At 73.1% G+C, this 18,422-nt stretch carries 13 protein-coding genes and 1 pseudogene; 11 read left to right on the forward strand and 3 right to left on the reverse strand.

The genetic code is table 11. The annotated features are described in order from the left end of the window. Positions 1 to 85: 85 nt before the first annotated feature. Complete coding sequence (locus tag DMB66_RS03685; protein ID WP_125802556.1) at positions 86 to 1,024, forward strand: GNAT family N-acetyltransferase; 939 nt, start codon at positions 86 to 88, stop codon at positions 1,022 to 1,024. Between the two features lie 115 nt (positions 1,025 to 1,139). Here the strand turns inward: DMB66_RS03685 and DMB66_RS03690 are convergent. Beyond that, positions 1,140 to 1,359, reverse strand: a pseudogene (locus DMB66_RS03690) (alkanesulfonate monooxygenase); the annotation flags it as partial. Positions 1,360 to 1,394: 35 nt separating this feature from the next. Between DMB66_RS03690 and DMB66_RS03695 the strand changes: the two are divergent. Next, a complete protein-coding gene (locus DMB66_RS03695; RefSeq protein ID WP_125802557.1) occupies positions 1,395 to 1,871 on the forward strand; it encodes a hypothetical protein in 477 nt (158 codons plus the stop codon). Here the strand turns inward: DMB66_RS03695 and DMB66_RS03700 are convergent. Beyond that, on the reverse strand, positions 1,798 to 2,994 hold the full coding sequence (locus DMB66_RS03700) for an LLM class flavin-dependent oxidoreductase (RefSeq protein ID WP_233624277.1): 1,197 nt from the start codon (positions 2,992 to 2,994) through the stop codon (positions 1,798 to 1,800). The genes DMB66_RS03695 and DMB66_RS03700 overlap by 74 nt on opposite strands. 249 nt (positions 2,995 to 3,243) lie before the next feature. On the opposite strand from DMB66_RS03700, the gene DMB66_RS03705 reads away from it, so the two are divergent. Continuing rightward, complete coding sequence (locus DMB66_RS03705; RefSeq protein ID WP_199751886.1) at positions 3,244 to 3,993, forward strand: ABC transporter ATP-binding protein; 750 nt, start codon at positions 3,244 to 3,246, stop codon at positions 3,991 to 3,993. 10 nt (positions 3,994 to 4,003) lie between these two features. Next, entirely contained in the window at positions 4,004 to 5,881 is a 1,878-nt protein-coding gene (locus DMB66_RS03710) for an FtsX-like permease family protein (RefSeq protein WP_233624278.1), read from the forward strand. Between the two features lie 9 nt (positions 5,882 to 5,890). On the opposite strand, the gene DMB66_RS61000 is transcribed toward DMB66_RS03710, so the two are convergent. Further along, positions 5,891 to 6,301: a universal stress protein gene (locus DMB66_RS61000; RefSeq protein WP_158647134.1), complete on the reverse strand. Its 411-nt coding sequence runs from the start codon at positions 6,299 to 6,301 to the stop codon at positions 5,891 to 5,893. Between the two features lie 136 nt (positions 6,302 to 6,437). Between DMB66_RS61000 and DMB66_RS03720 the strand changes: the two genes are divergently transcribed. From DMB66_RS03720 to DMB66_RS03750, 7 genes are all read left to right on the forward strand, one after another. Then, positions 6,438 to 7,838 (forward strand): APC family permease, encoded by a 1,401-nt coding sequence (locus tag DMB66_RS03720; protein WP_125802560.1) that lies wholly within the window; start codon positions 6,438 to 6,440, stop codon positions 7,836 to 7,838. Positions 7,839 to 8,036: 198 nt separating this feature from the next. Continuing rightward, positions 8,037 to 8,288, forward strand: coding sequence for a hypothetical protein (locus tag DMB66_RS03725; RefSeq protein ID WP_125802561.1), 252 nt, complete (start codon positions 8,037 to 8,039; stop codon positions 8,286 to 8,288). Beyond that, on the forward strand, positions 8,285 to 8,887 hold the full coding sequence (locus tag DMB66_RS03730; RefSeq protein ID WP_125802562.1) for a hypothetical protein: 603 nt from the start codon (positions 8,285 to 8,287) through the stop codon (positions 8,885 to 8,887). Before DMB66_RS03725 ends, DMB66_RS03730 begins: the two co-directional genes overlap by 4 nt. Beyond that, positions 8,884 to 9,954 (forward strand): hypothetical protein, encoded by a 1,071-nt coding sequence (locus DMB66_RS03735; protein WP_125802563.1) that lies wholly within the window; start codon positions 8,884 to 8,886, stop codon positions 9,952 to 9,954. Before DMB66_RS03730 ends, DMB66_RS03735 begins: the two co-directional genes overlap by 4 nt. Then, positions 9,954 to 13,388 carry a trypsin-like peptidase domain-containing protein gene (locus DMB66_RS03740; protein WP_125802564.1) on the forward strand — a complete coding sequence of 1,145 codons (3,435 nt, stop codon included), beginning with the start codon at positions 9,954 to 9,956 and terminating at the stop codon, positions 13,386 to 13,388. The genes DMB66_RS03735 and DMB66_RS03740 overlap by 1 nt, the downstream gene beginning before the upstream one ends. A gap of 3 nt (positions 13,389 to 13,391) precedes the next feature. Further along, a complete protein-coding gene (locus tag DMB66_RS03745) occupies positions 13,392 to 14,456 on the forward strand; it encodes a trypsin-like peptidase domain-containing protein (protein WP_125802565.1) in 1,065 nt (354 codons plus the stop codon). A 146-nt stretch (positions 14,457 to 14,602) separates the two neighbouring features. Further along, positions 14,603 to 18,280: a CHAT domain-containing protein gene (locus DMB66_RS03750; RefSeq protein WP_125802566.1), complete on the forward strand. Its 3,678-nt coding sequence runs from the start codon at positions 14,603 to 14,605 to the stop codon at positions 18,278 to 18,280. The last annotated feature ends 142 nt before the right edge of the window (positions 18,281 to 18,422 follow it).

Raw genomic sequence — 18,422 nt, forward strand, 5'->3', positions numbered from 1 at the left:
CGCCACGCACACCGCGCTCACGTCCTCCCGGGGCGACCAGCGGAGCTGATCCCGGAGGACAGGGCGCCGCCAGACGGAGCATGCCTTGACCCTGCACGACCACGACCTGACCCTGCGCCCGATCACCGGGCCCGACGAGATCGACCTGTTCAACCGCTTGCCGTACGTCCTCAACGGCGAGATCGCCAAGGACCTGAGGGAAGGCCGCCGCCGCCCGGAGTGGCTGTGGCTCGCCCTGCGCGGCGACCGCGTCGTCGCCCGGGCCGCCTGGTGGTCCCGCGCCGGCGACGAGCACCCCTTCCTGATGGACACCTTCGACATCGACGGTGCCGGTGCCGTCGCGGACGGCGTCCGGCTGGTGGAGACCGCGCTGGCCGAGCTCGTCGCGCCCGGCACAAACCCACCCGACTACCTCCGGTTCGTCCCCGGCGACTGGCGCGACCACCCGGCGGTCCGCCGCGGCGTCGAGCTGCGGATGGGTGCCCTGGAAAGCCTGGGCGCCGAGCTCTTCGTCGAACGGCTGCGCCTGGAGTGGCGGCCCGGCACCCCGCTGCCGGAGCCGGCCGGCCGGCTCGCCTTCCGGCAGCCCCGCGACGCCGGGGAGCTCATCGACCTGATGACGCTGGTGCTGGACGACACGCTCGACGCGCACAGCCGCGAGGAGCTGACCCGGATGACCGCCCGGCAGGCCGCCGAGGAGCAGTACCGCGACGAGCTGGAACGCTATGCCAGCCCGCACGAGTGGTGGCAGGTGGCGACCCTGCCGGACGGCGAGCCGGTCGGGTTCGTGATCCCGGCGCACAACGGCTACAACCCGATCATCGCCTACATCGGCGTGCTGCCGGCGCATCGCGGCCGGGGGTATGTCGACGAGGTGCTGGCGACGGGCACCCGGCTGCTGGCGGACGAGGGCGTGCCCCGCATCCGGGCCAGCACCGATGTGGCCAACGTGCCGATGGCCGAGGCGTTCGCCCGGGCCGGTTACGTGACCTTCGAGCGCCAGCTCGACATGGTCTGGCGCTGATCGGGGGCGCGCTGTGCCCGGCCGGGCCCAGCGCGCGCGTCACCGTCGCTCGCTGCTGTCACCCCCGAAGGGTGGCTAGCCGCGAGCGGCGGTGGCGACGCCCGCGAACGGGATTCCGGCGCTGGCCCTCGGACTCGCTGCGCCGCAGGCCGGCCTGGACCGCCTCGATGTCGGCGGGTGAGACGCCCCGCAGCAGCCGCTCCGCCTCCGCCCAGGCCGCCGCCGCGGAGTCGCGGGCGATGACGTGCAGCCGGATGCCGAAGCGCAGCGACGGGTTCAGGCCGCGGATCCACTCGATCTTCCGCCACCTGGGCGGGCGGCTCGCCCCAGGTCAGCTGCGAGGTGGCGCGGGGAACCTAGAGTCGCCTTCGTGAACGGGGAACCCGGACGCGGGCGGCTCAGCCCGCCCTTGCTCGTGTCGGGCCTCGTGCTCGGCCTGGACGCGATCGCCTGCCAGCTGCTCGCGCTGGTCCTGGCGGTCCTGATGTGGCCCATCCTGTGGCCCTCCGCGGAGGCCACCGGCCTGACCGTGGCGGCGGTCCAGCTGGGCGTGGCCACCCTCCTGGCGCTGTGGTGCCCGGCAGCGGCCGCGCTGGTGCTCGGGGTGCGCAGCCGGAAGGCCCGGCTGACCGGGCTGGCGACCGCCGCGGTGCTGGTCGTCGCCGGCGCGGCGTTCGCCGCGGACGGCCTGGTGGCCGGCGGCGGGACACCTGGGCAGCTCATCGCCGGGCTCGTCGTGACGCTGGTCAACCTCGGAGTCGTGACGCTGCTGGTCACCCCGGCGCCGAGGGTGACCAGCGCGCCCGCCCGCCTGATCGACCTCGACGCTGGGGACGCCCTTCCCTGATCAGCCCAGCCACTCCTTGGCCAGCAGCTCGAACGAGTGCACCCGGTCCGCGTGGTCGTAGGTCACCGTGGTGACGAGCAGTTCGTCGGCCCCCGTCGCCCGTTGCAGGGTCCGCAGCCGCTCGGCCACGGTCTGCGGCGAACCGACGAACTGCGTCGCCACCCGGTCGGCGACCAGCACGCGTTCCTCCTCGGTCCAGGCGTGGGCCGCGGCCTCGGCCGGCGACGGGTACGGCCGCGCCCCCGCCCCCGTCCGGATGCTGTGCACCCACAGCCCGAAGCCGGCCACGAGCCGCCGGGCGGTCGCGTCGTCCGGGGCCACGACCACGTCCGCGGAGACCCATGACGTGCGGCGCGGCCAGCGTGGCCGAGGGCCGGAAGGCTTCCCGGTACGCCGCGACGGCCTCCAGCACCTTCGCCGGGGCGACGTGGTAGTTCGCCGCGAACGGCAGGCCGCGCTCCCCCGCCACCCGGGCGCTCTGCCCGCCGCTGCTGCCCAGGATCCACAGTTCCAGGTTCGCGCCCTCGCCCGGCACCGCGCGCGCCTCGTTGCCGTCGGCGTCGGTGATCGGGCCGGCCAGCAGCGCCTCGATGGTGTCGAGCACCTCAGGGAAGTCCGGCGGCTCTGCGCCCGGCTGGTGCAGCAGGCGGTTGAACAGCGCCGAGCGGGCCGAGGCGAGCAGCGGGGCGAAGGAGAACGGCCTCGGGATCAGCAGCCCGTCGACCACGTGTTCCTCGGCGGGCGGGGGTGCCGGGGCGGCCAGCTCGGTCAGCGCCTCCTGGCGGCGCTGGCCCGAGCGGCCCAGCCCGAGGTCGAAGCGGCCCGGGTGGAGCGCGTCGAGCAGACCGAACTGCTCCACGATGGACAGCGCGGTCTGGTGGCCGGTCTGCACCGCGCCCGAGCCGAGCCGGATGTGGTCGGTGACCGCGGCGATCTGCCCCAGCAGCAGCGCCGGCTGCGAGCTGGCCACGCCGGGGGTGAAGTGGTGCTCGGCCACCCAGTAACGGGCGTAGCCGAAGTGCTCGGCGTGCCGGGCCAGGTCGAGCGTGCGGCGCAGGGCGTCACCCGCGGTGCCGCCGCTCACGATCGGGGCGAGATCGAGGATCGACAGAGGTACGGCCATGGTTACTGTCCCCCCAGCCGGGACTTGACGTCGCGGTAGAACTCGCGGCCGTCCTCCAGCTGGTGGTGCCGCGAGAAGATGGCGTCGGCCCGGGCGGCGGCCAGCTCCCGGCCGCCGTCGGAGTCGCCGGCCTGCAGGGGTGGACCGTGTTGTCCCGCTTACTGGATACCGGGCCGGGGTGCTAGCCCTACCCCCGATCCGGGTGCCCACCGCAACGCTTTCCCGGGGCCCCGCCCATACGTTCGACCTATGACGATGACGACGATTTCCAGCCACACCAGCACCGCCGTCGCCCTGCGCGGCGTCAGCCGCGGCTACGGCCGCGGCGCCACCGCCATCCGGGCCGTCGACGACGTCGACGTCGAGTTCCGGCGCGGCACCTGGACCGCCGTGATGGGCCCCTCGGGCTCCGGCAAGTCCACGCTGCTGCACCTGGCCGCCGGGCTGGAACGCGCCGACAGCGGCCGGGTCCTGCTCGGCGACACGGACATCACTGCGGCGAGCGACAACGAGCTGACCGCCCTGCGCCGGACCAGGATCGGTTTCGTCTTCCAGAGCTTCAACCTGATCGGCTCGCTGACCGCCGAGCAGAACGTGGCACTGCCGCTGCGCCTGGCCGGACGCCGCCCCGGACGCGCGCGGGTCCGCCAGGCGCTGGACGACGTCGGGCTCGGCGACCGCGCCCGGCACCGACCGCGCGAGCTGTCCGGCGGCCAGCAGCAGCGGGTGGCCATCGCCCGCGCCATGGTCACCGCCCCCGAGGTGCTCTTCGCCGACGAGCCGACCGGCGCGCTGGACTCGACGGCCGCCCGCACCGTCCTGGACCTGCTGCGGGCCATGGCCGACCGGGGCCAGAGCATCGTGATGGTGACGCACGACCCGGCCGCCGCCGCGCGCGCCGACGGCGTGCTGTTCCTGCGCGACGGCCGGCTGGTCGACCACCTCGCCGGTGCGAGCGCCCGCGAGGTCGCCGACCGCCTCGTCGACCTGGAGCGCTGACATGCTGCGGATGAGCTTTTCCGGACTGGCCGAGCGGTGGCAGCTGTTCGTCGGCGCCACCCTGTCGGTGTGCCTCGGCGTCGCGCTGGTGCAGTCCTCGCTGCTGCTGCTGATCTCGGCGGCGACCCTGGACCCGCCGGCCGGGCTGCCGGCGGCCGAGCGGCTGCGCTTCACCGACAGCGCCGAGGCGTCGGTGGCGCTGCTCGGGGTGGTGCTGGGCTTCTCGGCGTTCCTGGCGATCTTCATCATCAGCTCGACGTTCGCCTTCACCGTGGCCCAGCGCCGGCGGGACCTGGCGCTGCTGCGGCTGGTCGGCGGCGCCCGGCGGCACGTGCGCCGGCTGCTGCTGGGCGAGGCGCTGCTGCTGGGCCTGGTCGGCACCGTCACCGGCGTTCCGGCGGGCTTGGCCGTGATGGCCCTGCAGACCCGGCTGCTGGTCGGTTTCGGCTTCGTGCCGGACGGCTTCACCGGGCAGTGGCGCGACTGGATCCTCGGCGCCTCCGCCGGGACCGGCCTCGGCCTGGCCCTCGCCGGGGTGCTGGTGGCCGCCCGCCGGGCCGCCAAGGTGCGGCCGCTGGACGCGTTGCGCGACCCCGACGCGGGCCGGGTGATGACCGCGGGCCGCTGGCTGACCGGGCTGCTCTTCGCCGCCGGCGCGGCGACGCTGATCATCCTGTCCCCGGTGGGCGGTCCGGACGGCGGTCAGGCGATGGCGATGAACGTGCCGATGCTCGCGGCGGTCGCGCTGACCCTGCTGGCGCCGGTGCTGGTGCCCGCCGCGGCCCGGCTGCTCCCGGCCGCCGGCGTGACCGGCATGCTGGCCCGGGCCAACCTGCGCGACGAGGTGCGGCGCAGCGCGGCCACCGCCGCCCCGCTGATCGTCCTGATCGGCATCGTCTTCGGGCAGGCCGGCGCGTCCGCCTCGTTCGCCGCCTCCGGGGTGGCCGAGCAACGCCGCGGCACCGCCGCCGACCTGGTGGTCGAGACCACCGGACCGGGCCTGCCGGCGGTGCCCGGGGTGGCCTGGTTCTCCGCCGAGACCGAGACGCTGGTCGAGCTCACCACGGGCCACGGCGAGGAGGCGGAGACCGACGTCGCCAGGGCGCTGGTCGTCGATCCGGCGGGGTATGCGAAGGCGCACCCCGGCAGCGGGCCGCTGGACGCCCTGCGCGGCGCGGCCGTGGCGGGCGGCCCGGGCCGGGAGAACTTCTCCCGCGGTGACACCGTGTCGCTCCGCTTCGCCGGCACGGACCACCGGTTGCCGGTCGTCGCCGTGGTCCCGACCGCGATCGGCGGCGGCGCCGACCTGCTGGTGCCCGCCGGCCTGATCCCGGCGGCGGAGCTCGCCGGGGCGCCGACGCGGACGTTCGTCACGCTCGCCCCGGACGCCGACGCCGCCCGGGTCACGGCCGCCCTGTCCGCCCTGGGCACGGTCACCGGCGTGGCGGACTGGCTGCGCGCCGACGCCGAGCACCGCAGGGGCACCAACGACGACATCATGCTGATCGTGCTCGGCCTCGGCGGCCTGTACGCGCTGATCGGCGTGGTCAACGCGGTGGTGATCGCCGCGGCGGCCCGCGGCCGCGAGTTCGCCGCCGCCCGCGCCACCGGCCTGACCCGGGCCCAGGTGCTGCGGGCCGCGCTGCTGGAGTCCACGGCGGTCACCACGATCGGGATCGTGCTGGGCGCCCTGGCCGCGGCGAGCGCGTTCGCCGCGGTGCTGGCCACCACCTCGGCGGTCACCGGCATCGCGACCCTGGACCTGCCGTGGACCCTGATGGCGGCCGTCGCCGGCACCGCGTTCGTGATCACCGGGCTGACCAGCCTGCTGACCTCATGGTCGGCGACCCGGCCGGCCCCGGTCTCGCTGCTCGGCGCCCGCGAGTGAAGGGCCGGCCTACGACGGGTGGGTGACCACGAGGACCGGGCGGGACGACTTCTCGATCAGCTGCAGGGGGACGCTGCCGAGGAGCCGTTCCGCCATCGCCGGCCGGGTGCTGGCGCCCACCATGATCACGTCGGCCTGCTGCTGCTCCGCGAACTCGATGATCCGTTCCAGCGGCCGGCCGGACAGCACCGTCCCCTGTGCCTCGACGCCGGCCTCGGCCAGCCGCCGGACCGCCGCGTCGACGGCCTCGCGGGCGCCCTGGAGAAAGAGGCTGCGCGGCGCGGCGGAGAAGCGCTCGAGCTCCACCTGGTCGACCGCCAGCACCGAGACCGTGGCGGCGGTCTGCTTGGCCAGGCGGGCCACCGCGTCGGTGATCCAGGGCTGGTCGGCGTCGGGCTTGGCAGCCAGCACGATGTGCATGTCGTCCTCCAGCAGACGGGAACACGTTCCTCGATCCTCGCCCGCCCGACGCGCCGGAACAAGCCTCAGCGGCAGCGCGTTCGGCTCCGATCGCTTAACGTGATGACCAGGCATGTCGATGTGGAGGGACGCGGCTATGGCAGACGCGGGCACACGGGACAGCACCGAACGCGAGCAACCCACCCTCAACCGGGTCATCGGGCCCGGTCTCCTGCTGCTCTTCGTGGTCGGCGACATCCTCGGCACGGGGGTGTACGCACTCACCGGCAAGGTCGCCGCCGAGGTGGGCGGCGCGGTCTGGCTGCCGTTCCTGGTCGCCTTCGCGGTGGCGCTGCTGACCGCGTTCAGCTACCTCGAACTGGTGACCAAGTATCCGCGCGCGGCCGGCGCGGCCCTGTACACGCACAAGGCCTTCGGGCTGCACTTTCTCACCTTCATGGTCACCTTCGCGGTGATGTGCTCGGGCCTGACCTCGGCGTCCAGCGCGTCGAAGGCGTTCGCCGGCAACTTCGCCGAGGCCTTCGACCTGTCCATCGGCGAGGGCCTGGGCCTGACCGCGGTGGCGGTCGGCTTCATGACCCTGATCGCGCTGGTGAACTTCCGCGGCGTCGGCGAGAGCGTGAAGGCCAACGTCGTGCTGACCTGCGTCGAACTGACCGGCCTGCTGATCGTCATCGCCATCGGCGCGTGGGCGCTGGGCGGCGGCAACGGCGACCTGTCCCGCCTGGTGGAGTTCGACTCACCGCCGGGCGAGAGCGCGTTCCTGTCGGTCACCGCGGCCACGGCGCTGGCGTTCTTCGCCATGGTCGGCTTCGAGGACTCGGTGAACATGGCCGAGGAGACCAAGGACCCGGTACGGATCTTCCCCAAGGTCATGCTGACCGGCCTGTGCGTCACCGGCCTGATCTACGTGCTGGTGGCGATCTCGGCAGTGGCGCTGGTCTCCCCCGCCGACCTCAGCGAGGGCGACGCGCCGCTGCTCAAGGTGGTGGCGGCCGGGGCGCCCGCGTTCCCGCTGACCATCTTCGCGTTCATCACCATGTTCGCGGTGGCCAACTCGGCGCTGATCAACATGCTGATGGCCAGCCGGCTGCTCTACGGCATGGCCAACGAACGGGTGCTGCCCAAGGTACTGGGCCGGGTGCACCGCACCAGACGGACGCCGTGGGTCGGCATCGTCTTCACCACGCTGATCGCCTTCGGACTGATCTGGTTCGCCGACCTGACCGCGCTGGGCGGCACGACGGCCCTGCTGCTGCTCTGCGTCTTCACGGTGGTGAACATCGCGGTGCTGGTGCTCCGCCGCGACAGGGTCGAGCACAAGCACTTCAAGGCCCCCACGGTGATCCCGATCATCGGCGCCGTCGCCTGCGCCTACCTGGCAAGCCCACTGTCCGGCCGGGCAGCCGCCGACTACCAGGTGGCCGGCGTGCTGTTGATCATCGGAGTCGTCCTCTGGGCGATCACCTATGCGACGAACCGGTTCATCCTGCACCAGGAAACAACCATCAACCCAGCCAAAATCGACAAGAAGTGACCCCACGGCATCACGTTAGAAGTTCAAGCCGGTAGCCCGACTCCAGGGAGAGGCGGCCGAGTCGCGAATCGGTCATGACGCGAGAGTGCGTTCGATGTCTCAGCAGACCCGGTGCGGAGCGATCGATAGTGACAAGAGCCGTGGAAACGGATATCCGGCCGATGGCGCGGCGTCCGGCCCGCGCCCGACGATGGTCCGATGTCGACGTGGCAGGAAGAGATCCGGACGGCGATGCGGGAGTCGGGTATGCAGTGGACCAGGCGTGACGCCGTGCGATGGGATCTGAACGGCCCCTGCCCGCGCTGCGGCGGCGCACTGTCCGCTCTGGTCGCGGACGTGGTGGCGACCGACTCCGCGCTGGAGTCGGGCAAGCGGATCGAGCTGCTGGTCGAGTGCGCGTGCGGGGCCGGCCGCGGCGACTACATCCTCGTCCCGGGGCCGGTGGCATGAATTCGTGGGCCGACGAGGTCGCGTTCTACGAGGCCCGCAACTCCGACCTGCGCCGCGGCCGGCTCAAGGCGCTGCAGGCCTCGGCCACCAAGTGGTCCGCGCTGATGGCCGGCTTCCTCGGCGTGTTCGGCACGGTCGCCTTCGCCGGCGGCCTGGCCACCGTCGACAAGCTGCCCGCGCCGGTCGACGTCCTGGTCAAGGCCACCACCACCCTGGCCGCGGTCGCCGCCGCGCTCGCCGTCTGGTTCCTCTCCCGCGCGGCCGGCGGCCTGCGCATCACCGACCTGCGGTTCCCCACCGGCAAGAAGCTCATGGAACGCGAGAACGACCTGGTCACCGAGGCCCGGCGCGACATCGGCCGGGGCCGCGTCTGCGCCCTGGCCGCCGTCGTACTGGTGCTGGCCGGTTCGGTCGCCGTCCTTTGGACCCCGCCCAAGCCCACAACACCCAAGTTCCTCGTACGTTTTGACGACGCGGCCACGTGCGGCGAGCTGACGAACCGTGGCGGCGCGTTGTCCATCGGCGGCCGCAGCCTGGGTCAGGCCGTCGAGGTGATCCCTGTCAGCTCCTGCCCGGCGCGCGCGAGGCAGGCGCGGTGACACATCCCTTCGACGGGTACGCGTACCCCTGGCACCGGCCGGATGCCATCCGCCTCAAGAAGGTGCTGCAGACCGTCTTCGACGACCCCATGAGGATCGAGATCCTGTACAAGCAGAGCGGCCCGCACCCCGAGCCGCTCACCCCGGGCAACGCCGACCGGATGTGGAGCGAGGTCCTGCAGCATGTCGCCAGGGCCGGTCGGATCCGGCGGCTGTGCGAGCTGATCCTCAACCAGCCGCTGGCGGCCGACGCCCGGGCCGCGGTCGAGCAGGTCCTGCACGCCGTGCCGGAAGTGGAGGAGCTGGCTGTCGAGGACGGCGTGATCGTGCTCGACCGCATCGCGCTGCGAGGGCTCATCGCACGCTTGACTCCGGCCGAGGCGCCGCTCAAGACCCTGGTCGTCCGCGGCGACCCGGGCAGCGGCAAGAGCCACGGGCGGCACCTGTTCGAACGGGCCGCCCGCAGCCGGAACGCCCAGCCGGTCTACCTCTGCGCCGACATCGTGGCCAGTCTCGACGAGGTGCTGCGGGAGCTGTTCGGGGCGCTGCACGCGATGGGTGAGATCCCGGAGCCGGGCGAGACCACCGGCAGCGCGTACCACAAGCATGTCTGGCGGACGCTGCGCGAGATCGCCGGTCGGGAACGGCGGGCGCTGTGGATCGCGATCGACGACCTGGCCCCGGCGGCCGACGGCGGTCCGCTGCTCGATTCGGAGATCCGCGAGTTCTTCGACCAGCTGGTGCCGATGTTCCTCAATCCGACGTACCGCGACTGGTTCCGCCTGATGCTGATTCACTATCCGGAGGGCCGGCTGCCGACCCGATGGCGTCGCGAGTCCTGGGCCGAGGACCGGACCACCCCCGATGACGTACGCCCGGAGCATGTGGCCGACGAACTGCGGGCCTGGTGGCGCCGCCGGGGCCAGGTGGTCGTCGAGGAGGAGCTGGATTCGCTGGTGACGGCCGTCTTCGCCGAGGCCGACAAGGTGGCGGAACAGGCCGGGCGCCTGCAACGCATCGATGAGGCGCTGGTGCAGGTGCTGGCGCCGCCGCGGGGAGACCACTGATGGACGACGCGGAGTTCTTCGAGGTGGACGAGCTGGCCCGGGCGCTCCACCGGGCCCGGCAGGGTGTGGTCGGAGTGAGCCGGTTCGGCCGGCACGCCACCGGCTGGCTGATCACCGACGATCTCGTCGTGATCCCGGACCATCGGGCCTGGGCGGACGACGATCCGGACGACTCCCTGTTCTTCTGCCGGCTCCAGGGCGACGGCATGCCTGCGGAGCTGGTGCTCACCGCGCCGGAACAGAGCGAGGTGTCGATCTCGGTGCTTCGCCTGCGCGATGCGCCCGTCCCAGGTGGAGCGCTGAATCTGTCGTCGTCCGCGTCGGGGCGGTGGGGTCAGCCGATCCTGCTGTTCCACTATCCCCTCGCGATGGAGAGTCTGCGAGTCAGCAGCGGGGAGTTGCACAACGGGGGCCAGGGCCAGGGCCGGCTTATGCACACCGCCAAGGTGGGTCCGGGATCGGCCGGCGGCCCGATCACCGACGCACGGGGCTTCGTCCTGGGCATGACGCTCTCGACGTCGATCTATACCGTCGTCCCTGGTCCGGTCGGCGTCGGCCCGACGATCGGGGCGATCCTCGGCCAGCTCGGCGACTCGGCGGTCGCCCGAGAGATCCGGGACCGGCACAACCTCGTCGACACCACGAAAACCCACACGACGATCGTCAAGCTCAATCGACGGATGAGCCCCTTCGACACCGCTTTGCTGTACGCCGCGGTGCGCTGGACGTTCGACCCGGCGGCACTCACCGCGCGCGAGCGGGAACAGTTGGCGCCGCTGGTCACCGATTCGGCGGCCCCGGCCTGGACCCTGCGATCGGCCGAGCGGGAGAAGGCGGTCGTCGCGGCTCCCTCACTCGGCGTCCTCCGCGGAGCGCGCGACAACGACGAGATCGACGACCCGCGGCAGGCAGTGATCGACCGAATCCTGGCCGGACCGCCGTACCGGCTCGATGAAGTCGACGAAGCCGCGCTCCCGTACTGGCTGCAGGCGGTGCGCTGGTTCGGGCCGGTCCTGCCCGGACTGCCGAGCCCGGCCGAGGTGGCCCGGGTGCTGGAGCGCCGCCGGCACCGCAGCCGGCTGACCGCCATCGCCGGGCCTGGCTTTCGGGGCCGGGACGCCGAACTCGGCCTGCTCCGCTCGTGGCTCGGCCAGGCGCAGGCCGGGCCGATGGTGGTCACCGGGATCGGCGGCATCGGCAAGTCGGCGCTGGTGGCCCGGTTCGCGTCCGAGCTGCCGGCCGAGGCGCTGCTGCTCTGGCTCGACTTCGACCGCGCCGACCTGGCCCCGGACGACGCCGAGTCGGTCACCGCGCTGATCGCCGGGCAGCTCGCCGTCCAGGTCGACGGCTTCGTCCCGCCCGCGGCCGGCGACGATCCGTGGGAGGCGCTGGGCGCCGCCTTCGCCGGGCGGCCGGTCGCGCTCATGGTGCTGGACGGGTTCGAGGTGGCCCAGCACGTCCGCGAGCACGGGCAGCTGTGGCCGGTGCTGGAACGCCTCGGCGACCAGGTGCCCGGCCTCAAGGTGATCGTCAGCGGCCGATCCGGCGTACCCGGCCTGGCTCTGCACCGCCGCCCGGCGGCAATGCTGCCGCTCACCGGGCTGGACCGCGCCGAGGCGGCGGCCTGGCTGCGCGAGCACGGCGTCACCGACCAGGCGGTGCTCGACCGGGTGCTCGATCTGGCCGGCGGCATTCCGCTCGCGCTGCGGCTGGCCGTGCGCTACCTGCGGAGCGGCGGCACCGCGGCCGACCTGCCCACGACACTGCCCAAGGCGATGGTCGAGGGGCTGCTCTACACGCGCATCCTGGAGCGGGTGATGGACCCGGCCCTCATGCTGATCGCCCGGGACGCGCTGGTGCTGCGCCGCCTCACGCCGGAGCTGATCGACGGGGTGCTGGCCGACCGGATCCCGGAGGGGCTGACCGCGGCCGAGGTGTTCGAGCGGCTCGCGTACGAGCTGGCCCTGGTCGACGCCCGCGGCGCCGACCCGCTCACCGTCGCCCTGGACGGGCCGGGCAGCGAGCTGGCCCTGCGCCCGGAGGTGCGGGCGGCGACGCTCGCGCTGCTGGAAACCGACGACCCCGACCGGGTACGGGTGATCGACGAGCGCACCGCCCGCTGGTACGCCGAGCGGCCGTTGACCGCGGTCGCCGACCGGACCGAGCTGGTCTACCACCTGCTGCGGCGGGACGACTTCGCTGGTGCGGCCGAGTTCTGGGCCGATGGGTGCGCGCCGCTGCTTGATCAGGCGCGCGACGAGTTGTCGGCGGAGGCCCGGAGCTGGCTGCGCCGACGGGTCGGCGGGACCGGGGCCGGCCTCGGCGCGTGGGAGGCCGACGCGCTCGCCCGGCTCCGGTCGGCGCTGGCCCGCGGCGTCGATCGGGCGGTGCCGGAGATCCTCGCCGAACGCTCCGGCCGGACGGACGACAGCCCGCTCGTGCTGTACGACGCGTGGGTCCTGGCCGAGCGTGGCGAACAGGCGCAGGCGCGGGATCTGCTCGACCGCAGCTACGCACGGGACGAACTGGTGATGCGCGACCGAGAGGTGCTGGCGGCGTGGCTCGCGGCTCGGGCGGGCGACCGGCCGGATGCCGACTATCGGCTGAGGGAGCTGGCTCGTGAGGCCACCTGGCAGGACGTGTCGGCCCCGGTGAGCCCCGCGCTGCTGGTGTGGGCGGGCCGGGTGCGGCTGACCGTGGACCTCGCCGCCGAGGCCGAGCTTCTTCGCGGGTCCTCGGCCAAGGTTCACACGCCGCAGTTGCTGACTCGGGCGCACGTCGTCTCCCCGCGCCTCGCGGACCGCCTCGGCCGTCACTCGACATCGGCGGTGGAGATCCCATCCCTCGGGCTCAGCCTCGGCCAGTTCCGTCACTACTTGACCCTGACGGGAGCGCTGCCCCGCACCTCGTCGCCGTCCTGGTTGCGGCGGATGCGCTGGGACAACTCGCAGGGCCCGTGGCTGGCTTCCGAAATCCCGGAATGGAAGACGAACGCGACCGCCGCCAACCTCACAGTTCTCGGCTTCCGCCGGTGGACCCTCGTGGCGGACGGCTTGCTCCTGTCCCGCGCCTGCGAAGAAGTGCTCTCGACGGAACACCTTCCCACCGCCGCAAGCGCCGCCATCGGCGGAGCACTCGCGGCGTATCACTCGCTGCCGCTGTTGTTTCCGACCCAGACTCGCGCTCTCAAAACGATCGAGCAGGTCATCCACCCGCTCTACCGCCGCACCGGACCGAATCAACGGCAAGTCGATCTCTCGTTGGCGAGGGAGCTCGGCCTCTCATCGGACCTCCTGGCAGGCTCGAACGTCTCGCTCCCCGGGTTGCCCGAGATTGATTCCAGTGGCAAGACGATCTTCCTTCACCTGGCCGCTCCTGACCCGCTGGAGATCCTCTTCCGGCTGGTAGCGGGTCTGCCGGTCGAGGAGTGGTGACGGATGCTGGAGGACTTTCCCTATCCCTGGCACGAGAAGTGGGCGCAGCGACTGCACCGCACGCTGACCCAGCTCTTCCCGGGCCGGCAGCCGGTGCAGGACGTGGTCGCGCGGGCCGGCATCGACCTCACCGAGATCGACACCGACGGGGCGGTCGCGCACATCTGGTGGCGGGTGCTGGACTACGCCGGGCGTACCGGCCAGGTGCGGGACCTGGTCACCGCGGCCGCCGACCGGCTGCCGGCGGGCAGCCCGCGCCGCCGTACCCTGGACGACCTGCTCCTGGACCGGCCGGTCAGCTCAGACGGTGAGCCCCGTGGCACGGACGGCGCGCCGCGCTTCCTGCACGCGACCGACGACGTGCTGGAGCACGAGGCGCGGCTCTATCACGACGACCTGACGCTGCAGATCGGGCGGGTGCCGGCCCTGATCGCGACGCTCCAGCGGCTTTTCGAGCACGCGCCCGCGGTGTGCAAGCTGACCGTCGCGATCGGCCCGGAGTGGCAGGAGGGCACCGCCTTCCGGATCGGGTCCGACCTGCTGCTGACCAACTGGCACGTCGTGCACAGCGAAACGAACGGCGGCCGGGCCACCCGGATCACCGCCGAGTTCGGCTACGAGGACGACGGCGACGGCGGCCTCCGCACGGCGACCACCTTGCCCTGCGATGTCGCCACCGTCACCGGCGACGTGGACGACGACTGGGCGGTCGTGCGGGCGCCGCTCGACGACCGCTGGCCGATCATCGCGCTCGACGGCGCCGTGGAGCCGACCGAGCACTCCGCCGCGTACATCATCCAGCACCCCGACGGGCAGCGGAAACGCTTGGGCTTCGTACGCAATCAGGTCTCGTACGTGGGAAGCCGGGTGATCCACTATCTGACCGACACTGAGACCGGCTCGTCGGGGTCGCCGGTCTTCGACGCGAGCGGCGCGCTGATCGCCGTGCATCACGCCGGCGGACGGCCGCAGGAGGTGCTGGGCAAGCCCCCGGCCAAGAAGAACGAGGGCATCCGCATCCCGCGCATCGTGGCCGGGCTGACCGCCGCCGGCATCCGGATCGGCTGAGGGGGCTTTTCGGCCCTGGCCTCGCCTGTTCAGAGCGACCTCACGCAACTCCACGACCATCGCCCAAGGCCGGTGCCGTCCGTCAGGTCTTCATCAACGAGTGGAAGTGGGGCACCGGCGGGTGGGGACGGATGAGGATGGGCTGGATGGCTGGGCACCGTGCCGCTCTTCGCCGGTACGAGAAGACCGGTGATCCGGAGGCGTTGGAAGAGGCGACGGCGAGGCTTGTCGGTGCTCACCGGGCGGGTGAGCTGAACGCGACCCAGTACGCGGCCCAGCTGACCAACATGGGGATCCGCTATGGCAACCGCCTGGCGGCCACCGGCGCGGACGAGGACTCCGTTGCGGCGGTCGGGGTCGGGCAGATGGCGTTGCGCGCGCTGCCGGCGGGGCACCGCGACCGGTGGCTCTACCTGTCGAACTACGCGGCGGACCTGGCGGCGCGCTACGACCGGTTCGGCGAAATCGAGGCGCTGGAGGAGGCGATCGAGCGGCTCGACGAGGCCATCCGGCTGGTGCCGCCCGGCGAGTCGCGGCGGGCGACGCTGCTGTCCAACATGTCGATATACCGGCGGATGATGTTCGGCGCGCGGGCCGACCGGGAAGACCTCGAACGGTCCGTCGCGTGCGCCGCGCAGGCCGCGCAGGAGACCGCGCCGAAGGACCCGAACCGGGCCAAGCATCTCTACAACGCCGGCGTCGCGTTCCGGCTGCGGTTCGAGGCGCTCGGCCGGAACGAAGACCTCGACGCGGCCCTCGGCTACGGATCGGCCGCCGTGCGGGCCGCGCCCGATTCACAGGAGCGTGCCCGTTTCCTGTCCGGTCTCGGGCTGGCTCTCCGGATCCGGTTCGAGCGCACCGGTCACCGGCCCGACCTCGACCAGGCGGTCCAGGCCGGGATGGACGCGGTGCGATTCTGCGCCCCGGACCACGCCGACCGGGCGATGTTCTTGCAGAACGCGGGCATCGCGCTCGGCGCCCGTTACGAGATCGCCGGCGACCCCAGGGATCTGGGTTTCGCGATGTGGCACGCCATCGAGGCTGTGCGGCTCACCCCGGCCGACTCGCCCGACCTGCCGCAGCGGCTGCTGAACCTCGGCATGGCTCACCTGCGGCGCTTTGAGATCCGCGGCGACCTGGCCGATCTCGAGTCGGCCATCGGCTACCTGGGCACCGCCGTGCGACAGGTGCCGGGCGACGACGCCGACCTGCCCACCTATCTGACCGACCTCGGCGTCGCGCACTCGGCCCGCTTCCACCGGCTCGGCGACCTCGCCGATCTGGACACCGCCCGCCGCTGCGAGCAGCAGGCACTCGAACTCACCCCGGCCGACCACGCCGAGCGGGCTTCGCGACTGTCCAATCTGGCTGGCAACTACCTGCTGCGCTTCTGGCGGCTGGGTGATCCCGCCGACCTGGACGCCGCGCTGACCCTCAGCGCCGAGGCCGTGCGGGCGACACCGGCAGGCGCGATCGCACTGCCCAAGCGGCTCCGCAATCTCGGGCACGCGCACGAGGAGCGTTACCGGCTCACGGGTCACGTGGCCGATCTCGACGAGGCCATCCGCTGCGGCCTCGACGCCGTCGCAGCGAGCCCGCCCGGCTCGGTGGAACGCGCCGACCAGTTGTCCGCGCTCGGCTTCGCCCACCTGCAGCGAGCACTCCCGCTCGGCGACGACGGCGACGACCTCGACGAGGGTCTCCGGCTCGTCGCGGACGCCCTCGCCGCCACTCCGCCCGAGCATCCCGACCATCCGGTCCGGCTCGCCAACCTCGGCTCCGCCCACCGCCTGAGGTACACCCGGCGGGCCGACCCGGCCGACCTCGACGAGGCGATCCGGCTGGGCACCGAGGCGCTGCGGCTGATCCCCGCCGATCATCCCCGGCATCCGGCGCTGCTCAGCGGCCAGAGTGACGCGCACTACGAGCGCTTCCGGTTGGGCGGTGCCGACCCGGACGCGGACGCCATGGTCTTCCTCGCGGCCGAAGCCGTCCGCCTGATCCCGCCAGGACACGCGGACGCCCTGAGGTTGTCGGCCGACCTTGGCGAGACCTATCGGGCGCGCGCCCGCTCGGACGACGACCTGCGGCTGGCGGTCGAACACCTCACGACGGCGGTCGACGGCCTGCCGGCCGACCATCCGAGCCGCGCGGTGCGGCTGATCCAGCTCGCCCGGGCGCACCTCGCGACCTCGGCGACGGACGAGGCGCTCCGCCGGCTACGGGAGGCGGCGGCCTCGGCGACCGCGCTGCCGGCGCGGCGGCTCGAGGCGGCCCGGTTGTGGGGTTCGTCCAGCGCCGACGCGGGCGACGCGGCGGACGCCTTTGCCGTGGCCGTCGGCCTGCTACCGCTGCTGGCGTGGCGGGGCCTCGGCCGGGCCGAACGTGAGGCCCGGCTGGCGTCCACGGCCGGGCTGGCCTCGCTGGCCACGGCTTGGGCGATCGAGGCCGGTCGCCTGGAGACCGCGGTGGAGCTGCTCGAACAGGGACGCGCGGTACTTTGGGCGCAGACCTTGCAGACGCGGACGGACCTGACGGCGCTGCACCAGATCCAGCCCGAGCTGGCCGACGAGCTCGGTGCTCTGCGGGCGCGGCTCGACTCGTACGCGCAGCGGGCCGCGCTGATCGCCCTCCAGCCACCGGACAGCCGCGAGCAGGTCGCCGCCGCCTCTCGGCGCGACGCGGAGGCCTGGGACGACGCCGTGCGGCGGGTGCGATCGACGGAGGGCTTCGGGACCTTCCTGGCGCCGACGCCGTTCCGCGAGCTGCGCCCGGCCGCCGCGAACGGCCCGGTGGTGCTGGTCAACGTCAGCGCCGTGCGCTGCGACGCGCTCATCGTGACAACCGACGGCGTACGCCTCGTGCCCCTCCCCGACCTCACCGAAGCCGACTGCCTGCACCGCGCCGTTGACCTGCCCCGCGTGGTAGCCGCCCGCGACCTGGCCCCGGCCCCGGCCGCCGTCCCCCCGATGGTCGACCTGCTGGACTGGCTCTGGAACACGATCGGCGCACCGGTCGTCGCCGCTCTGGATCTCGCGTCGCCCCTCCCCCGCCTCTGGTGGTCGCCGACCGGTCCGCTGTCCGCGCTGCCGCTGCACGCAGCGGGCGCGCTCCCCGACCTCGTTGTCTCGTCCTATACGCCGACGCTCGGCGCCCTGCTGCGAGCCGGGACCTCGGCACCGGCCAGCCGGCCCGTCGTCCTCGCGGTCGGCATGCCGAAGACCCCGCCGATCGGCGCCCTGCGGCCCGCCGACCTGCCCGGTGTCACCGCCGAACTGGACCGCCTCGCCGCGCGGCTGCCCGTTCGCCAAATGCGGACCGCTACCGACGACCAGGCGGTGCCGGACGATCAGCTGCCGACGGTCTCGCGGGTACTCGACGCGCTGGGTTCCCACACCTGGGTCCACCTGGCCTGCCACGGCGGTCAGGATCCGGACGACCCATCGAGCGGTGCCGTGTATCTCGCGGACGGCCCACTGACGGTGTTGCGGATCGCCGCCCTGGACCTGCGCGACGCCGAGCTGGCGTTCCTGTCCGCTTGCAGCACCGCCGTCGGCGGAACTGACCTGCGCGACGAGGCGATCCACCTGGCGGCGGCGATGCAGGTGGCCGGTTACCGTCACGTCGTCGCTACGGCCTGGTCGATCAGCGACGAGCACACCCCGGACCTCGTAGACCGCACTTATGCCCGGCTCGCCCCCGCCGACGGCTCGCCGGACGCCGGCCGCTCGGCCCGGGCGCTGCATGAGGCCGTCGCCGCGTTGCGCGCGGAACTGCCGGACCGCCCCGACCTGTGGGCGGCCTACCTCCACGTCGGCCCGTAGACTCCGGCAACGGATCGTCGGCTTTCCGGTTGTACGCGGTGGGCCGACTACGGGCCAGCAGCGCCTGGCACGCTTCGGCCGACCGCCTCGGCGGACGGGCTGCCGAGACACCCTCGACGCCGGAGGCGACCCCGCGCTCATC

The organism is Actinoplanes sp. ATCC 53533, from assembly GCF_003947245.1.